The following is a 19,639-nucleotide window of genomic DNA, read 5'->3' as shown; positions in this document are numbered from 1 at the left end:
TGCGCGACCGTCACCGTGCCTCCCAGGTCACCGTCACCGATTGTCCGGCCTCAAGCTTCGCGCGGATCTCGCCCGCAGCCACATCCCAGGCTGCCGCTTCCGTGAAGGTACGGCTGGACGACGGCTGCGGCCCAGGCCCCGGCCCGACCGGGGGCGGGACGACCCCACCGCGGCCCGGTCCGGGCTGGACGAGCAAGGCGGCGGCCTCCGCGGCAGCGTCACGGAGAGCAGCAGTCAGGTCGGCAGCGTTCTGCTCGTGCCGTGCGGCAAACTGCAGCTTCTCCACAATGACCCGAGCCGCGTCGTCATTGGCGGACCGCACCCGGACCGCATCCAGCAGCGCCCATTGGGCGCCGGTGAGCGCGGCGGTGACGGCAGTTGCCGTCTTGAATGAGGTTCCGGCCGCCACCTCGTCGATGTCGCCGAGATCCGCGCGGGCCATTCGTTCGACCACGGTGACGTCGTCGGTCTCAGCGCTGAGGTCGGTCAGCAGCTTGGCCACCCTGCGGGCGGTCGCCAGCCGACCGATGCCGGCATCGCGGTCCAGCCCCAGCGCGTCGGCCCGCCGCTCCAACTCGACCACCAGCGCGGCCGCCGCGGCCGCGTGCGTCTTGGCTTCACCCCGCATCGTCCCGGCCAGCTCGGCAAGGTTGTTGGGGATCCGCAGAGCCGGCAGCACCTTGCCGAAGAATCCCTGCCCGCGCCGGGCTGCGTCCCGCCATGCCTGCTCGCTCGGCATCTCGGGGTGGCGCAGCTCCATGAGGTCCTCGACAGCCTGCACCGTGTCCACAGAAACCTTCGCTCCGCCGCGGTACCACGCGAGCTGCTGCTCGGCCGCGAAAACAGCAACGATGGCGCTCTGCAGGTCGCGGTCGAAGCCGCGTTCCTTGGGCTTGTCCAGCAGGTCACGGAGGACGTGCACCGGAAAGTGCTCCGTGTAGCCCTGCTGCGCCGCGTGCTGCAGCAGGTGGCCGCTCCACCAGCAGGTGCTCATCGTCAGCACGTACCTATGGTCGATCAGCTCGCCGAGGCGGAGCTGGTTGCAGATCCGCTTGATCGTCTTCTGGTCCGGCTGGTCGACCGGGATTCCCTTGGTCGGGTCGGCAGCGGCCAGGCGGGCGTACTTGACGACCTTGCCGAGCTCCGCGCGAGTCACCGCTTTCTCATCGTCGGGCAGCGCGGGGGTGCCCGGATACGACCAGGTGAGTAGCTCGCCGGTCAGGTTGTGGAATGCGTCGCGCAGCGTGCCGCCACGGGGATCGCCGAGGCGCAGGCCTTCGGCGAGGGTGTGCAGCACGCCGATGCTGTCGTCCTCCACGTTGGCGCGTTCGGGGGCGGCTGCTCCGTACGCCTGCTTGAACGCGGCGAGCAGCGCTACCCTCAGCTGCTGCTGGCGCTGTTGCAGGTAGATCTTGCCCTGTTGGCGGTCGGCAACGGACCAGTCGGCGGCCAGGGCATTGAGCCGGTCACCCGCGCCGCCGCCCCCCAGCAAGTAGTTAATCTTCGCGAGCTGGCCGACCCGGCCCATCACCTCGTCGGTGAGGAACAACGGCATCCAGAAGACCGTCTTCGAGCCCGGATGCAATGTCTCGATGCGGGCGAAGTCCTCATTGCGCCGGTGTCCCGGGTCGAATGGGTAGTCGATTACAATTCGCCAGCCGTCGCCGCTGCCGACCAGCGAGGCGTCCGGCATGTTGTCCTTGTCTCGTACGTTGCCGAAGCGCACCTGCATCGAGTGCTTGCGCCCCCGCCACTCCCGCACATAGGAGAGTTCGCCGAAGGTGCCTGACGGGCTGTCCAGTCCCAGCTCGCCGCAGACCATCTCGCGGACGAGCTGCTGCAGCACCCCGGCCGCGGTCTCGTTGTGTGGCACCAGTTCGAGCAGCCGGTCGTAGTCGACCGACGACAACTTCAGCGACACGACCGGGTCGGGGCCGTCTCCCAGGTGCAGCTGCCCGGCGTCGGCGGCGAGCCGCTTGAGGCGTTCCAGGACGATCTGGTTCTCATAGCCAGGGATCGGCGAGGCGATGGAACCGAAGTTGAGCGCGTGGAGTTTGGCTGCGGTGAGATTGTGCAGGGCGGGAACCTCGGCCACCAGGGCGCCCAGGATCAGCGTCTTGACGAGCCTGTCGTCGAGGGTGAAGAGCTCGTGCCCGGCCGCCTGCTCCTCGGTGATGCCGTGGGAGGCAAGCAACAGCGGGCGCAGCTTGTGCAGATAGGTGTCCCTTGCAGCCTGAAAAAGCTGCTTGAGCTGTGGCCGGTCGGGCAGTTCGCCGCGCAGCACCAGCGGATCGAAAAGGGCGGCCACCCCGATCAAGTCGTTGACCCGCAGCGTGTCGCGGCGTTCGACCAGGAGCTCGGTCATCACCTTCAGCGCGGTCCGTTCGCGCTGCAAGGCCTGGGACAGCGCCACGAGGGTGGCCACGAGCGCGGGGGAGAACGGGTACAGGCGGCGGAACGCAGCGGCGTCCGAGCCGATGCCGGCGTCGCCGTACTGGGCGCCAAGCAGCAGTGTGTCCCACACCTCGCGCCGGCTGCGCACCGCAGCGAATGCGTCGTCGATGACCTTGCGCCCCGCGTCGTCCGTCTTGAGTAGCCGTTTCTCGGTGATCTCGGGCAGGTTCGTGTCGGCCAGCACGATGTCGGTGCCGAGCCGTCCCTGCACGCTGCGCATGACGTCGGCCAGCGCGGCCCGCTCTGTGCCGCCGACCTGCGGGCCGAGGAAGTCCTCCAGGTTGCGCTGCCGGGCCACGAACGAGGCGATCGGCAGCGGCCGCGCGGCGTCAGAGGACTCGACCAGCTTGTTGAGCTTCGCGCCTTCGGTCTGCACGAACGTGTGGTCGGCGATCTTCGTGGAGAGCCACAGGATCAGCTCGTCGAGGAAGAAAACCATGGCGTCGTACCCGAGATCCTTGGCGTGCCGGGTGATCACGGCCAAACCGGTGTCCAGGTCGAGGTATTCCCCGCTGCGGACAGCGTTGGTGAAGAACGCGGTGGTGAGCGCGCTGACCAGTGCATCACGCTGCTTCGTGCCGGGCGGTGCGGCGGCTGCGTCGGCGTACGTTTCGGCGGTCCACCCTGCCCGCTGGGCCCGTTGGGCGGCGAGGCCACCGCCCGCGCCGCCAGCCGCAGCGCCGCCAGTGTGTAGCCGAGCGAGGAACTTCTCGTCACCCAGGTCCGCGCGCAGCCGCGCGGCGTCGGCCAGCAGGGCATCCGATTTGTGTACGGCCGGTGGTGCCGCCTCGGGGTGCGCCGTGGATACCTGGCGCAGGTAGCCCTCAAGAACTGCCTGCTCCACCGACTCGGCGTCGAGCATGTGGAAGGTCAGCGTCAGGATCCGCCTGCCGCGCAACCAATCGTCCGCCTTGGTGATCGGATCAGCCAGGCCACGGACCGCCCGGGCGTCCGGGTTGTGGCGCAGGATCTCCCGCAGCACCGCCATGAAATGCGACTTGCCGGAGCCGAACGAGCCGTGCAGGAACTTCGCCTGGGAGCGACCGGTGGCGACCGCGTGACCGATCATGGTCAGCGCCTCGTCGAAGCTGCGCCGCAGGTCGTCGGTGACTACGTAGCGATCCAGGTCGGCGCCCTCGGAGGCGCGGACCACGAAGTCGGCGTCACCCACCGAGGTCGGGATGTCGATCAGATCCCGCAGCAGGGTCATGTCAACTCCTCTACGCCACGCAACGTGGTTAGTGCGGCCCGGTCGGCACCCAACGCGCCCAGCTCTGTGTCGATCAGCCCGGTGAAGAACTGCGCTGGTGTGCCCGCGAATCCGGGTCGTGGTTCGGCGTACCACTGGTGCAGCCACGGCTCTAGCTCCGCCATGCCAGCCAGCAGCGGCAGAAGGTGTTCGGGAGGCCAGCCGGCCTGCGTCTTGCGATCCAGGTAAACGGTGGCCAATGCCTGTGCCTGGGCAAGGTGATCCCACCCGGCCCAGCCGAGAAGTAGACTACTGTCGCCCTCTCGGCCCATGTCGGGATAGGAAACGAAGCGCTCATTCGGGACGTCGAGCTTGTTTCGGTTGCGCCAATAGCTGGCCTTCGCGAAATCTGCGGTAGCGAACTTTGGCGGAACCGGGATGTCGACCTTCTCACCTTCGTCTTCGCGACGCTGTAGCGTCCAGGTGCGCTCCCATTGAGCCCGTTTTCTAAGCCCCGAAGGCTTGTAGCGCTGGGCGGAGAGGAATGGCACGTGCTCATCGGCGATTAGCCGAGTCAGCGTCGTCAAGATGTCGTGCTGGTCGGTGCCCGCCCAGATGTCCAGAACGGACCGGAATTCCTCGTCGTGGCGTAACCGGTCGGCGAGTTGCGCGATTGACATTGGGGACGGGGCGCCGCCCCAAAGCTCGGGCACCTCTAGGCGATCAAGCAACCAGGAACGCAAAGCGAACGATTGCTGTGCCGCCCAATCCCAAGGTTCCTTGTCGCGTTTCTGTGACCACCGTCGTTTGTACTCTGGGCGCTCCACAAGAGCGAGGTGCCGGTTAGACTTCAAAGCGGCTATCCTTCGCTCCACGAGCTGCTTATATGTGCCTGGCCAATAATCTGGCAGCTCGGTGATCGATGTCGACTTGTGCCGCCTAAACCACTCCGTGTGAATTTCGGATCGCGTCATGGCGATTTCGAACGCTCGCTGACCTGGCTGAAGCTCGGGGGGCGTCTCACAAGTCAGGTTCTCGTCAATCAAGCCGTAGATTTGATACGTTTCCCAATCCAGCTCTTCTTGAATGCTTACCATTTGCCCGCGGACAGAGTGGTACTCGACTTCGGCCTCTGCCAAGTTCTGACGCCTGGGCGTCCCGGAGTTCACAACCATTGCCGGGCTAACGGCGTTGAGGCGATTGGCCAGTTGATCAATGAATCGCGATCGTTCCAGCGGAAACCTCGACGGTATTGGGAACTCCTGTAGCTTCGTTCCAGTGAATTCGTATCGCTCCTCCCATGCCTCGTCCTGCATGCCGCGTCCGACGCCGCCACCCGCCTTTGGTTGGCTCACCTCCTTTAGCCAGAAGCACGCCGTTGAGCTGTTTAGCACTCCAAGCAGCCGCAGGTGGTCGTCCTCCGTAGCCCCTTCCGGCAACTTGATCACGGGAGCCGACCTGTTGAAGATCCTTCCACCCCGATCTAGCGCAAAGTGGTTATGTGTTGCCACAAAGGCGAACGTGATCGACAATTCTGTTCGCAACTTTTCGCGGTAGAGTTCGCCGAACTCGTGCCACTGGAGGGATGGTATGTCCTCTATAAACGTTCCGAAGCGTTTGCGACGCTGGAGTACGCGTCGATTTGGCCAGAGATGACGCATGATTCGTGGTACGGAAGGCGGCGCCGCGGTATTTAAATCCTTCTGATAAGGGAAAATGCAAACGATTTCCGGATCGATTAAGTAATCTCGCACCACGTCGCCCGTCACCATGGGCATCGTTGACTCTGCGGCAATCCTTCGAGCGGCCGCGGCCGTCAGGAAGAATGCGTCGTCTTCCGCGGTGATTGCGGCGAATCCCATCATAGTGGTCCGGTTGCCAAGCCGACTGGCTTCTGACTCGATGGCAAGCATGACAGAATTGGCCCCGCCACCGCTCATACTCCAGGGGTGGGTCGCAATGGACGCGCGGCTGGCGTCGACGGCGCTGATCCATTCGGATTCGGAGCCGGGTCGATCTATCTGGTCCAAGATCGCAGTCCAGACTAGTCCCTTGGACGGATCCACAGGCTGAGATGGCTCGCCGCGTATACCGAGGACGGTGCGTACAGGACCGCTGTAACGAGCACTCACCATCCGGTTTCTTCCCACCAAGATGACCGTCGGAGTTCCATGGCCGGGAATAAATGCACCCGAAGTGTCGACCACGTCAGCGAGTTCAACATCGTGAGCAAAAACGACGTTGATGAGCTTCTTGCCGAACTCTCGCTTCATGAACGAGTTTGATGTAATCTGACCGACCCAACCGGCGCCGTCACCATCATGATCAGCCCGTCGGGCCATTTGAAAGAATCGCTGGGCAAATGGCACGGTGAGGGCGTACTTGCCGGAGCAGGCAGGGTACATGTCTCGGTACCGTGCGTTGAGCACCTTGTCCTTAACGGTAATATAGGGTGGATTTCCGACAACGGTCGTGTAGGTGCCGCTCCGCAGGTAATTGGCCAGCACATCGGCATCTTCGGTGGCGTAGGCGAAGGTTGGCCGCTCTTCCAATTCCGCCATCAGGTCGCCTTGATGACGCGATTTCTCACCCCAGTCCAGAAGTGAATCTCCGGCTGCCACCCGGACGTCGAACGCCGGCGCTCGTTCCAGCTTGAACATGCCGCACTCATTTAAGGCAGCTACCATAAGCCGGAAGCGGGCGATCGCCACCGCAAGTGGGTTGATGTCCACGCCAGTGATCTGGTGCAACGCCCGCTGCGTCAGCTCCCGCACGTCCGTGGCTGGCTCGCGCTCCTTCCACCGGGCGATGAGCCGCCGGAATGCCCCGAGGAGGAAATGCCCCGAACCGCATGTCGGGTCGATCACCGTCGTCTCCGCTAGGCCAAATTCCCGGTAGGCGGGCTCGAATGTCCGGTCGAGGATAAACTCCTCTACGAACTCCGGCGTTTGCAGTAGCGCGTATGTCTGCCGCGCGTGCGCGGATAGGTCCTGGTACAGGTCACCCAGGAATCGGGTGTCCAGCCCCGATGAGCGCAGCGACCGGCAACCCGCGCCGCGCCGGAAGAAGTCGGACAGCGCCTCAGCAGCGCGACCAGAAATGTCGAAGCGCCACACGGGGTTGTGCTCATCGAAGATTTTCCCGGTGGCGCGCAAACCACGCAGATAGCTGAACCCCTCGCGCAGCCAGTGCCGGTCGTTGTGGCGTGGGTTGGCGATCAGGTACGCCTGCCGGTTCTGCACGGCCCGCTCCACCGGCGCCTCGTCCGTGGGTCCGCCGATCCACAGCCCGTCGACCAGACCGTTGTCCTCGCAGAAGCGTACGAACACGCAGTCGAGCACCCACGCCACCGCGGCCTGGTCGAGGATCTCCTCCAGCCAGGTCTCGAACGTGCCGCCGGTGCGTTGGGCGGCGTGCGCGTCGTCATACTCCTTGTGCAATTCGGCGCGCAACTCCACCTCGGCCGTGATCTGACCGCGAAGGTCCTCCGCTAGGGCCTTGACCTGGCCTTGCAGCGCCTTCAGCTCGATCATGACGCGGGCCTTTCCACGATCGGCCTGATCCACGTGTCCGGAAGCCAGATTGACTGACTTGCCGGGGAGGTCAGGGGCAATTGGGCGTGGTCGAGCATGGCGGGCTCCGGGCGCCGGGCTGGCACCAGCAGCAGGCGGGCGGCCGGTCGGGGCCGGGTGGGGTCGGCCAGCTCCTGCAGGAGCCGCAGTTGACCGTAGCGGGTCAGCGGGGCCGCCTCGGTCAGCACGACCGGCTCGTCAGTTTCGAGCGCCCGTTCGATCGCAGGGACGACCTCGTGGTGCACGAGGTCGACCAGGCTGCGGAAGTCGGGGTCGGTCGGCGTGCCGCTGTCGGCGGCGATGATGGCCTCCCACGAGAAGTTCAGGGCGCGCAACTGCGACACCATGATGCCGGTGACGTTGACCTCGGTCAGCCGCAGCCGGGTTAGCAGGGCGCGCCGGGCCGCAGCAAGCCGCTTCAGCGGGGCCAGCACCGCGAGGAACGTACGCCGATCCAGCGCGGCGCTCAGCTTGGCGTCCACCTCCTCGACCGCACCCGGGCTGGCCAACGGCGAGACTGTGCGGCTGATCCGAGTGCTGGTCGGTGCCACGCCCGCGGTGCGTGGCGCGTACGCCTGCTGGGTGTTGTCCCACTCCAGCGGCACCCCGCACGCGCTGAGCAGGTCGTCCAGATCCAGTCGGCTCGCGGGCAGCTCCTGCGCGCGGGGGAAACGGGCGCGGACACGTGCCCGCACCTGGTCGGCGCTGAGGCGCTGGCCGACAAGGCTACCGACGGCCAGCCGCAGCGCGCGGTCGGCAACCATGCCCACGGGATAGAGCTGGCCCTGGGCGTTGACGTCAGCGGCGCCGTTGCTGGCGGCCGAGGCCAGTTGCAGTAGCCGCGAGTCGCCGAACGCCGGCAGGCCCTCGGGCTCGGCGATCGCGCGCAGTTCCTCCACGGCGCGGCCGCGGGTGGGCAGCGGGTCCGACGCACTGAGGTCCGCGGCACGCCGGCCCAGGCGGACCGCGTACGCAAGCAGGTCGGCAGCCGTCGTAACAGCGGCCGGATCATCCGGTTCACGCCCGACCAGTACGGCGTCCGAGCCGCGGAATCGCTGGATCGCGAGCCTGGCGTCGCCGCCCCGGGACAGTTCGGCCTCCACGGCGGCGCGGACCAGACCGATAGCCTGCGGAAAGCGCTTGGGTCCGCTCGTGAAGGAGCCGCGGGCGGCGATCAGCGCCTCGGCCAGTTCGTCGGCGGACATTACCGCGCCGCGGGCATCCAGGAGGGCGACGATCTCGTCGCGCACCTGCGCCACGGCTGGGTTTTCCAGCCAGAGCTTGGCGTATTTGCGCAACAGGATGGAGATCTGCGGCTGGGCAATGCCGGTGGCTCTGGCGGCGTCTGATTGCGACAGCCAGCGCAGGAAGGTGCCGTCCCCAGTCGGTGCCTGGCCGAGGAGCAACTCCAGTGCCGCCCGGTCCTTGGCCCGGGGGCCGGGCAGGAGCCTGTCGCACAGCCCCTCCACGCCGTATGGCATCGGGGTTTCCGGTGCGGGTTCTGCCGGGGTCGGTGTGCCGGGAAGCCGGGTGCGGAGCGCGCGGGCCTGGGCGAGGATCTCCTTGCGGGTGGCGTCGGGTACGCCCTTGGCGCGCGTCAATGCGGACGGCTCGCAGTCGAGCAGCTCGCCGACGGTGTGCAGGCCGAGCCGCTCCAATGCGGAGCGGGCTCTGGCGGTCAACCCGATGCCGTCCAGGGGGGACTCGCGGGTGAGCGCGGACCCGGGCTGTGCCTCCCCGACCGGCTCCGGGATGTCCTTGAAGATCATCCGCCAGGCGTCGGCCATCTCCTCCGCCGTGTCGAACCGCTCTCCTGCCTCGCGAGCCAGTGCACGGGCAAAGAATGTGACCAGCCGGTCGGCGATGGCCGGGTCGAACGCAGCCGGGTCGAGCGAGACCTCGTCGCTGATCGCGGCGGGGTTGGCATTGTCACCCCACCGAGGGAGCGCGCCGGTCGCCATCTCGTACAGCGTGACCGCGGCGGAGAAGCGGTCCGCGGCCGCGTCGTACCGCATCCGGCGAGGCGGTCCGAGGAACGGGTCCAGGTATGGCGGGGTGCCCGCGCCGAGCTGGTCGACCGCGGTGGCGGCCAACGAGAAGTCGAAGATGCACAGGTGCGGCTGGCGATCCTTCGGGCGCGGGCGCGCGGCCAGGTTGGCGGGTTTGATGTCGCGGTGCCAGACGCCCTCACCCTCCAGGAAGGTGACGATGTCCATCAGGTCGCGGCCGTACCGCTCCAGGAGGTCCAGAGCGAGACGGCGGCCGCCGGACAGCTCCTCGGCCAGGGTGCGCTGGCCAGCACTCTCCAAGACCAGGGTGGTACGCCCACCGACGGTCACCGGGCCGTCGACCAGGGCAGCGACCTGCCAGTGGGGGCGCAGGTCGCGCAGCACTCGGGCCTCGGCCGTCAACCGGTCGGTGTACTGCGCGTCGCGGGCAACCTTGAGCACCAGCTCCCGCTTGCGCTCTTCCGTGCCGTCAGCCGAGTCGGCCTCTGCCACCGTAACCAGCAAGGCGGTCGCGGTGGCCCCCGAGCCGAGGCCGCGCACCACCGTGAAGCCGCCCTCGAGCACGTCGCCCGCGTGCGCCTCCAGCGGGTCGACCACCTCATCGGGCTCCGGCGCGGTCAGTTCCTCCCACACCGCCTCCAAGCCCCGGCGGAACGCCGCCACGCTCGGCAGCCGCTGCGACGGGTCGCCTCGCGTCGCGTCGTACACCAGCGTCGCCAGCGCCGACGGGACGCCGTCGGCGACCGCGGCGAGGTTCAGGCCGCCGTCACGTACGGCCGCGATCAGCTCTTCCGGCGTGGTCGCCGGCGCGTCACCAGCGAAGATCCGGTACGTGATCGCGCCCAGCGAGAAGACGTCGAGCTGGCTGCCGGGTACATCGGAGTGGCTGACCGCCTCCGGGGCCTGGTAGCGGCGGGTCTCGTCGTCGAAAAACAACTCCAGGCCTGCGCTGTCGGTCGAGGAGCTAAGCCGGGTCACCTGGGTGGCCCCGGCCATCCGACCTCCGGCCTGCCAGTCGGTCACCACCAGCCCAGGCCGGGACTTGTCCGGGCGGGCCACATAGACCGCGCGCGGGTTGAGCGCCCGATGCGCCAGCCGCCGGGAGTGCGCATGGTCCATGATCTCGGCGAGGTCCTGCACGAGCTGCAGCCGCTGTGCCAGAGTGAGCCGTTCGTCGCGTTGCACCAGCCACTGGTCGAAGCGGACCCAGTCGGTCTCGTGGTCGAACACGACGGCGGGGCCCCAGGGATGATCCACCAGATCTCCGGCCCGGGCGATGCCTGGGTGGTGGATGCCCTGGAGCAGCCGGAACTCTCGCTCGGCCGCGCGCCTGATGACCGGCACGTCCTCCGAGGGGGCTCGGCTGGTCAGGTAGAAGCGGACCCGGCGTACCAGGTTCTTGTCCATGCCGTGCCCGGCCATAAAGTCCTGCCAGCCGATGCCCTCGGCAAAAGGACGCGCGTGAACGATCAGCTGACCGACCTTGCGCTCCGCCACCGACGGGCGGATCTTGGCGCCGCGCACCAGCTCGATGATTTGGCGCGCTCGGGCGCCGTCGACCAGTTGGTCGAGGTGACGCGGACGGGCCAGCAGGAGCGTACGTAGGCTCGGCAGTCGCGAGTGGGTTTCGTGGCCGTTGAGGCCGTAGACGTGCTGGCGCCCGATCTCGTCGAACCTGGTCCGCATTTGGCGTGCATGGAGAAAGACGGCTGCGCCCACGTACGGGGCGAGATGCTCCTTGCCTTGCTGGCGTGCGTAGTGACGGATCAGGCCGGCCAGGCGCTTGGCCTTGCGGTTGGCCAGAATGTACGGGTTGTCCTCGGGCATGAGGCGGGCGTTGGGCATCCGGCGTACCCATTGGTTCCCGTCCCCGGCGATTTCGCCCTGCCAGTGCTTGAGCTCCAGCACGTACAGGCCGCTGGGGGCTAAGACGAGCGCGTCGACCTCGTTGATTGAGCCGTCGGTGCCGACGAACTCGACGTTGGCCCAGACGTGGAAGGGGTCGGCGTCGGGAAGGTAGGAGGCGAGCTCGCGCAGGCCTTCCTGTTCGTGCAGGTAGCCGCTCGGGTTGATCTGCTCCCATCGGGGCGAGTTCTCATGCATCAGCCGTCCCGCAAGACACTGCCGGCCCCCTTGCTGACCCTAGGTAGTGACACGTCCCGCGTGACAGCGGTACGGGTACAGATCCTTACACTCAGCTCGGGCGAGGGTACCTTAACGCGCCATCCCAACCGTGTCTGGTCCGCATGGCGCAGGCGCCTCCTCCGGGGCAGACACCTACAGCTTGGTTCTCAGCTCCTTGAGATGCTCCTCGGCCTCACTGTTGCCCACATCTGCGGCGCGCTGGAACAGCTCCTCGGCGCCGGTCAGGTCGTCACGACTCTCGAGCAGCCAACCAAGGTTCAGCATGGCGTCATTGTTGTCGGCTGCTACCGCGCGTCGGTAGTACCGCTCAGCCGTCTCCAGGTCTCGCCGTCGGTCCTGATGAAACACGCCAATCCGATTGAGGGCAGTGTCGGAGTCGTCGAGCTCTACTGCCCGTTGAAAGACCGCTTCCGCGCTGGCCAAGTCGCCCTGGCTGGCAAGAAGCTCGCCGAGGCCCACCGCTGAATCACAATCGCCGGCGTCGGTCGCGCGGCGCCACCAGGATTTGGCCTCATCGACTTTGGCCCCCTCACTGCACAACACGCCAAGGTGAAACATGCTCGGAATGTGGCCGGTATCGGCGGCGCGACGGTAGTAGGGCTCGGCATCGTCGAAGCGTCCTTGCTCGTCGAACCAGAAGCCGATTTCGAAAAGCTCTTCTGAATCGGTTGAATCGGTCGGTGGTGGCTCGACTATGGCCGGTGAAAGGATTCGGTCTGCGAGGTCGAGGCAGTGGCTTTTCCAATTCAGAGCCGGGCCTTTTCGCATGAGATCCAGGTTCAGGCGGCGAGCCGCGGAAACAACGCCGTCCACGTTCAGGAGACGTACGAAGTCGCGCGTGTTGTCGATCCAGATGCCAGCTATCCCCGGCCGAGATCTGTATTTTGGCTCGTTGACACTCATGCCTGGAATCTGCTCCTCAAACGCCTCAAGACTTTTCCATCGGGAGAGAATGGTAGCCCGATCAATGTTGAGGCAGAATTCCACTGTCTCCGGCTCGTTGCGTGGCGCGTAGACAAACAGCGTCTCCACATTGTGTACGGTAAGGGTGAGGAGGCGCTTGCCGCCCAGCGTGCCGGGCCTGGCACTGATTGACCAGTAGCTGAGCTCGGTACGGTACGGCGCTGGGATGGTCCATGCGACGTAGCGCCGCAGCCCGAATTCAAGTCTGGCGAAGCGGGCATCGGCGCAGAGTTGTTGGTATCCGACGTGGTTGCCCCGGCGCAGCGCAGGGTGCTGCGGTCGAGTGTCGGGTTCCATGACGTCGGACGGAGCCGACGCAAGCCAACTGTCCTGCTCCGTCGTAGGGACGACGATGTCGAAGTCGCTGGCACCGAGCCGTCCTTGCGTGTGCACCACATTGCGTAACTGAAATCCCTGGTCCTCCATGCGGCGGATCTCTGCGCGTTCAACCGCGTTGAGGTCTGGCTTCGAGACGCGCCAGAACGTAACTTCGATGATGTCGGGGTAGTTCTTTCGATGTGTGGCGAACCGGGTGACCACATCGACCGCTTGGCCCACATAGCGGTCGTCATTCGCAAATCGTAGAACGTATATACCGCACCGGTTCTTGGATTTGGGTAGTAGGTGGGCGATGGAGTGCATGCCTGCAACGGGCAGAATTTCCACAGCGGAGTCGGCCAAGCTTCCCACAGTAGATCTCCCGATGAACAGTGCGTATCGTCATTGTGGCGGTGCGTTCGACAAACGGACGTCGAGGTCCGCCCCGGCACGAGCGAGAAGGGCGGCGTTCGGTAGGCTGCCCACTGTCCGTGCGTGGGCGCCGTGCGGGGTGAGGAACAGCAGGATGCAGCGAGCGATTTCCTCCGCGGTGGCGTTCTGTAACGTGGCGGCATAGGCGGCCATTTGGGGCCGGTAGTAGTCGACCCGCTGGTCGAGAGCGCTCGACGGGACGGCGTCGGTTTTGTAGTCCACGATGACCAAGCCGTCGTCGTCGCGATACAGCAGGTCGATGATGCCTTCGAGGACCTTGTCGTCGATCGTGGTGCCGACGTAGGTCTCGCGCCAGTGTGGCCGGGTCGCAGCGCGCTGCACCACGTCGGCCTCCAGGGCGGAGCGCGCGAGGTCGGAGATGAGCTCGGCGTGCTGGCTGACGCCCTCGGCGAGGGACTGGGCAGCGACCGCGTCGGTGAGCCCGTCACCGGTGGATAGGTCGACGGTTTGCAGGACGCCATGGACAGCGCGGCCGATAGCGGTACCGTAGCGGCCCTTGTTCCAAGGCGGCAGCTCCAGGTCGCGGGGGTTCTTGGCGAGTCCCGGATCGGCAGGTTCACCAAGCCGGTCAGTCCGTGCCGGCATGACCGCCGTGAGCGTGCCTTCGAGCTGTGAGGCACTGATCGCGGAAGGCTGGCGGACGCGATGCCGGACTCGACTGATCCGATTCTGCCACTGCTCGAACGGCGGTGGTGGCGTCGCTGGGGTCTTCAACACCACGTCCGGCATGGCACCGACATCCGGAGGCAACGAAGGCGCGGCGGGGGCGGCCTCAGCCAGTAGCTCGGCGCTGGTGAGGGCGCGTGGGGGAGGCGGCTCCTTCGCGGTGCGGACCTTCCGGTGGAGGGAAACGGCGAGGTGGTCCCGGGCTCTGGTGCAGGCAACGTACAAAAGGCGCAGACGCTCGTGGTAGTCCATCTGCTCGTCGAGCGGCTTGGCGGTTTCGTACGCCGCGGTTTGCAGGTTCTTCCGTAGCTTGAGTTCGTAGCCGCCTTCGCGGGGCCACAGAACCTCCACGCCTGCGCGGGCGCCGCCGGCGCGGCTGGTCAGCCCAGACAGGATGACGATGGGGAACTCGAGGCCTTTGGCGGCATGGATCGTCGTGATGCGCAGGCTCTCGCTGTCGGTCTCCGGCAGGATGGGCTCGGCGACGCGGGCCGATTCGGCTCCCTGCCGGGCGGCCCAGGCGAGGTAGTCGCGCAGACCAGCGTGCGCGGTGTCGCTGAAGGCGCGCGCTTGGTCAACCACGAATCGCAGCCGGCGCCACACATCGCTGGCACGAGGCCCGTCGGCGGCGGACTCGAACATGCGCCGGTCGTCAATGAGTCGGGCGAGGATCTGGCTGGGCGTCAGCCAAGGCCGGTCGTCGTGCAGGCGGCGCAGGTATGAGATGGCGCGCGCGACGGCGTGGTCGCCCAGACCTGCGGGCGGTGCGGCGAGCAGGTCGAAGCGTCCGCCCGCTTGATGCCAGGACCAGAGGTCGTCGTCGCCGCAGCCGAACAGCGGCGACCGCAGGGTAGCGACCAAGGCAAGTTCGTCGCTGGGGTCGTCCGCGGCTCGGGCCGCGGTAAGCAGATCGCGGATCTCCCGGGTGCGGTAGACGAGCGAGCTCGCGGTGCACTGGAAACCGATGCCGGCGGCGTCGAGCGCGGCTTCCAGGTGCGGCAAGGACGTCCGTGCCGGAACGAGAACGGCGATGTCGCGCAGCCGGGCCGGTCGCCATGCATCGCCGTCAATAACCTGCCAACCCTCGGTCAGGGCCGCCTGTACGGTGGTGACGACATCGGCGGCTTCTCGGGTACGGAGCTCGTCGGCGCTCGGGCCGTCGGCATGCGGCTCGGTGCCGAGGATGAGTACGGCCGGCCCATTCGGAGCGGCGGGGCGGACTGCACGCAGCGGCCGGTACGCCGGCTGCGATCCGGGCGTCGCCTCGATGAGTTGCCCGAACGTGGTGTTGATCCAATCGAGGATGGGCGCGGTGGTGCGGAAGTTGGTATCAAGGGCGACTCCAGAGCCCAGGTGTTGTTGAGCGTGCAGATAGGTAGCGATGTCGGCGCGGCGGAACCGGTAGATCGACTGTTTGGGGTCGCCGACGAGGAATAGGCTGCCGGCACCGGTGGTGACCTCGGACCATTCTGGTGCGTCGGCGGAGGGACCACCGGCAATGCGGACCGCGAGTTCGATCTGGATGGGATCGGTGTCCTGGAACTCGTCGAGCAGCAGTCGCTGGTAACGGCGGTGCAGCGTCGCGCGTACAGCCGGGCCGTGGTTGGGGTGGCGGAGCAGGTCGCGGGCGAGCACGAGCAAGTCGTGGAATTCCAGGCGGCCTTCGGCGCGGCGTACGTCGGCGTCTTCGATGGTGGCGCGGCCGATGCGGTGGCCGAGGCGCCGCAGGGTGGCCTCGAGAACCCGATCGCGCAGCGCGATGGCGGCGGCGGCCAGATTGCGGCATGCGCCGCGTAGTTCCTCCAGGTTGTAGGGGCGCCAGTTGCCCGCCTGGCCGTGCCGCCAGGCCCCGCTGAGGGCGTTGCCGAGAATGGTCAGCCGGGCGGGGTCGTCCGGTGCGGCGGTGAGCTGCCTCATCCAGCCGTCGAGCTTGTCGAGGTGGGTAAGGAGCCTGTCGTTGTCGGCGGTGCAGTAGGACCGAAGCGCGAGGATGCGTTGTGCTTCCGCAACAAGGTCGTCGACGTCGATCGGTGGCAGGGCCGGGACGGATTGGGCGAGGACGCGTTCGGCGATGAGGTCCCAGTTGGCGTTGAAGGCTACGGCGAGCGACCGCAGGTCGTCTAGGTGCATTCCGGCGCCCATGGCCAGCAGCAAGGTGTCCGACAGCTCAGGATCGTCAAGCAGATCGGCCCGCAGCGTCGTCCACCGGTCGTCGAAGGCCAGGCCGGAACCCACCTCGTCCAGAACCTCGGTCAGGGGCGGCAGCCCGGCTTCGATGGGGTGCTGGATGAGGATGCGTTGGGCGAAGGAGTGCAGCGTGCCGATCGCCGCGCTGTCGAGGTCGTCAAGTGCCGTGGTGGCGCGGGCGGCTCGTTCGGGTGTCGGGTCGGTTTGGTGGCGTTCAAAGGCGGCCCGTAGTCGGTCGCGCAATTCTGCGGCGGCCTTTTCGGTGAAGGTGATCGCGGCGATCTGTATCAGTCGGCAATGATCGTCCAGGACGGTGGCCACGACCCGGTCGACCAGTGAGCTGGTCTTGCCCGAGCCCGCCCCGGCTTCGACGAACAGGGTCTCGTCCAGGGCGGTAGTGATGCGGCGCCGGGCGTCGGCGTCGGTGAGTGCGGTGCTCATGCGCCGGCGTCCGGATTGATGACCGCGAGGTAGGCGGCCAGGCGCGGGTCGCTCTGCTTTCGGGCCCAACGGGCACGCAGGTCCGCGGCCCCGAGAGTGTCCGGATCACAGTACGCGCATTCGATGTAGCCGCCCCAGCCGTCGTCGGCCGGTGGCCGGTGCGGGAACAAGCCGCCGGCGATCCCGTCGACGATCACCGTGACGGTCTCGGCGTACGCCTGCTCGGCCCGCTCGGTGAGCGTGATGGACACCCTCTTGCGCACGTCGGAGCGAAGGAACCAGTACTCGGCGGTGACCGCAGCACCCGAAATGTTCAGTGCAGCTCGGGCGGCATGGGCATACGCCGGCAGCTGCAGTTTGGTCCCGCTCGCGGTGGGGTCGTCCTGGTTGAGCTTGGCATACGAACGGGCGCTGCCGGTCTTGTAGTCCACGACCACCAGTGCGTCGCCGGCCTGGTCGATGCGGTCGGCACTGCCGCGCATCCGCACTACTCGGCCGTCAGCCAGCGGGATGGGCACCGGCGGCGTACCCCGCATCCCGAACGTCAGCTCGGAGCGCACCTGGGCGCGGCCCGTCTCCGCACGGATCCGTTCGTCGTCGTCCAGAAAGTGGTCGAGATCGGTGAGGATGCGGGTCAGCTGCCGCCGCCACAGCACCTGATGGCCGGTTAACCCGCGCGCGGCAAGGTCCTCGGCGACCTTGGTAGTGGTGCGGCGCAGCCGGGCCCGTTGATCCAGGCTCCACGGCGTTGTGCCGGAGGGAACGGTCCCGGCGTTGGCTTCGGCGGTGAAGAAGAGATCCAGGGCGGTGTGCACCAGACTTCCCACGTCGAGCGGGCTGGCCTGCAGAAGTTCCTCGGGCGACTCGACCGGGGACACCCGCAGCAAGCGCCCCAGGAAATAGCCGTGCGGACACCGTACCCAGCTCTCCAAGGCCGTCGGGGAGATCGCTCCCGTCACCGTCGGGTCAGGTAAACCCAACCCGGACAGGTCACCGTCGTAGCGCGTCAGGCGGTCGCTGTGGTGACCCCGGCGCATCGCTAGGGCCGCCGCGACGACGGTGTCGCCCGGCAGCACTGCCTCGATGCCAGCGCCGTGAGCGGCCGCGGCCGCGGCAGCGCGGGTGCGCCACTCCTGCTCGGTAGCAAGATCCGGGGTGCTGACGAGGCTGGTCGCGAACGAGGCGGAGTCCAGCAGGTAGTCGCCTGCCACGCGGGACCAGCGGGTGGCGTCCAGTGTCGGATTGCCGGAAAGCGTCCGTAGAGTCGGTAGCAGCCACCGAGACGGCAGCCGGGACATGCTCTGCCGCAGATCACCCCGAGGAAAGGAGGCGGTCACCTCGGGCGCCGCGGAAAGCGCGGCTAGCAGATGTCGATGTTGCCGGTCGGAGCGTTCGCGCAGGGGGAGCAGTTGTCCGGCGGCCAACGCTCGGACCTCGTCAGGCAAGAGGGCGTCGGTGCCGAGCCGGCCCGGTACCAGATCCTCGGCCAGGCCGAGCACAAACACTGCATCCGCCTCAATGGCCACGGCGGCGGACAGCGGGACAACCAGAACCCCGGAGCCGTACCGTCCGTGGCGCGGAAGGTCGGCGGCGAGTTCGAGCTCCATTGTCAGGTACAGCGCCGTCAGGTCAGCCGTCTCGGTCATGGTGCCCAGTCCTGCCAGGCTGTCCAGGAGCCGCGTCATGGTGGCGGCGGCCCGCGCCTCGTCCTGCGGCACCCATCGTTCCTCGTCCAGGTCGCCGATCATGTTCCGGTACATGCGCTGCGCCCACGCAGCCAGGGCCGGCCACGCCGTGAGGCTTTCGCCTTCGTGTAACTGCTCGCGCAGGTCAGTGACGCGGCGGCGTAACGCCTGGGCGGCGTCGGCGTCACGTTCCCGGCGAGTGATGATTGCTTCGTTCGGTGCGTCGCCGCCGCGTTCGGCGCTGGCTGCACTACGTTCCTGCGCGGCGTACGCCTTGAGCCGCAGATCCCAGTCGTCCCCGCCAACCACTCCTGCGGCCCGAGAGATTCGTTCCCAACGAGCCGCAGGCGTCCGCCGTCCCTGAGCGTCGCGCGTCGGCGCGGCCGCCAGCAGCGCCATGACCTCGTCGCGGCGCCACCCGTGCGCGGGCAATGCGAGCAGGTCGAGGAAGAGCCGGGCCAGGCATCGCTCGATCGTCGGCCGCACACCAGTGCCGTTCCACACGATCTTGGCCGCGTCAAGGTGTTCGGCGAGCAGCCGGGCGTAGGGGCGAGCGGACCCGTACAGCACCGCGATCCGATGGGCTGGCTTGTCGTGCAACGCGGCGGTCAGCAGCCGGACGACGCAGCGCACCTCATCGTCGGCGTCCGAGGCGTGCAGCACTCGTGTCGCCGTTGGCACCGTCACCGGGGGTGGCTGGCCGCCGCCAAGCGCGTCGGCTATGCCGAAGACGGCAGCGTCGGCGTGAGCGTTGCCGGAGATCCCCGCGACGACCTGCACGTCGCCGCGGGTGTGGAGTTCACTGAGCAGTGCGACGGCATTCGGCGGCAACGCCTGTGGAAGAAGGAGCACCACCGTGCCGATCTCGTTGCTGAGCGACGGTCGCTCGCGTAGCACCGCGACCGCGGCGCGCCGCAGGTCGGCCACGTCATACCAGGAATCATGGAGTGAGTCGACGACTCGACGGTGCAGGCGTACCAGATCGGCAGCGATAGCTCCTCCGTCCGCGATGCTCGCCAACGCTGCGCCGTCGGCCTCACGCAGCTCGCGGTGGGCGACGACGAGAGCCTGCACGGTATTCGGATGCTCCGCGACTTGGGCGAAGATGCCAGGCCGTTCCGTGAGCGCCTGACGCCAGGCCGCCGCCAGCACTGCCGACGTGGTCGGGCGGCGACCCGCACCGACCAGCTTCGGGGTGGCAATCTGTTCTGCGAGCCGATCGACAGTCAACACCGATAGCCCCGCGACGCCGGCATGCCCGGCAACGCCGCGGGCCAGAAACCGGCGGGCGATCACGCCGGCGAGATTCGTAGGCACCAGCACGGTGACCGGCGCCAGTGCGTCGTCGCCCTTGGCCCGCGCCAATACCTCACACAGGGCCGCGTATGCCGGGGCGCCATAGCCAGTCCAAGTCACTGACACGCTCGGCGTCCTCGCCGGTGTGTGCATTGATCCATCGGTCCGACCTCTGTTCGCCGGCGGATGAGACCAAGACCGAGGGAATGGAGGATGAACCTTGCTCACCTTATCGAAGGTGGCAGCGGGCCGCGGAGAATT

General features: G+C 67.2%; 6 protein-coding genes. All 6 read right to left on the bottom strand.

The window, feature by feature from the left end; genetic code table 11:
* Positions 1–10: 10 nt before the first annotated feature.
* The 6 genes from ACMCNN_RS19770 to ACMCNN_RS19745 all read right to left on the bottom strand — a co-directional run bounded on the left by ACMCNN_RS19770 (position 11) and on the right by ACMCNN_RS19745 (position 19,447).
* Positions 11–3,664 (bottom strand): phage resistance protein, encoded by a 3,654-nt coding sequence (locus tag ACMCNN_RS19770; protein WP_412742002.1) that lies wholly within the window; start codon positions 3,662–3,664, stop codon positions 11–13.
* The gene (gene pglX / locus ACMCNN_RS19765; protein WP_412742001.1) at positions 3,661–7,176 is read right to left on the bottom strand and encodes a BREX-2 system adenine-specific DNA-methyltransferase PglX; all 3,516 of its coding nucleotides are present in this window, start codon (positions 7,174–7,176) and stop codon (positions 3,661–3,663) included. Before pglX ends, ACMCNN_RS19770 begins: the two co-directional genes overlap by 4 nt.
* Entirely contained in the window at positions 7,173–11,327 is a 4,155-nt protein-coding gene (gene pglW / locus ACMCNN_RS19760) for a BREX system serine/threonine kinase PglW (RefSeq protein ID WP_412742000.1), read from the bottom strand. The genes pglX and pglW overlap by 4 nt, the downstream gene beginning before the upstream one ends.
* 174 nt (positions 11,328–11,501) lie before the next feature.
* Positions 11,502–13,013, bottom strand: coding sequence for a tetratricopeptide repeat protein (locus tag ACMCNN_RS19755; protein ID WP_412741999.1), 1,512 nt, complete (start codon positions 13,011–13,013; stop codon positions 11,502–11,504).
* A gap of 39 nt (positions 13,014–13,052) precedes the next feature.
* A complete protein-coding gene (locus ACMCNN_RS19750) occupies positions 13,053–16,397 on the bottom strand; it encodes a UvrD-helicase domain-containing protein (RefSeq protein WP_412741998.1) in 3,345 nt (1,114 codons plus the stop codon).
* Positions 16,394–19,447: a PD-(D/E)XK nuclease family protein gene (locus ACMCNN_RS19745; protein ID WP_412741997.1), complete on the bottom strand. Its 3,054-nt coding sequence runs from the start codon at positions 19,445–19,447 to the stop codon at positions 16,394–16,396. The genes ACMCNN_RS19750 and ACMCNN_RS19745 overlap by 4 nt, the downstream gene beginning before the upstream one ends.
* Between the last annotated feature and the right edge of the window lie 192 nt (positions 19,448–19,639).

Source organism: Krasilnikovia sp. MM14-A1004, from assembly GCF_047159485.1.
Classification (GTDB): Bacteria; Actinomycetota; Actinomycetes; order Mycobacteriales; family Micromonosporaceae; genus Actinoplanes.
The sequence above is the reverse complement of the archived record's forward strand: the minus strand, read 5'-3'. Positions and strand labels throughout refer to the sequence as shown.

Excerpts from the sequence above, each read along its gene's own strand:
- ACMCNN_RS19770 (WP_412742002.1), bottom strand. The coding sequence starts at position 3,664 with ATGACCCTGCTGCGGGATCTGATCGACATCCCGACCTCGGTGGGTGAC.
- pglX (WP_412742001.1), bottom strand. The coding sequence starts at position 7,176 with ATGATCGAGCTGAAGGCGCTGCAAGGCCAGGTCAAGGCCCTAGCGGAG.
- pglW (WP_412742000.1), bottom strand. The coding sequence starts at position 11,327 with ATGCATGAGAACTCGCCCCGATGGGAGCAGATCAACCCGAGCGGCTAC.
- ACMCNN_RS19750 (WP_412741998.1), bottom strand. The coding sequence starts at position 16,397 with ATGAGCACCGCACTCACCGACGCCGACGCCCGGCGCCGCATCACTACC.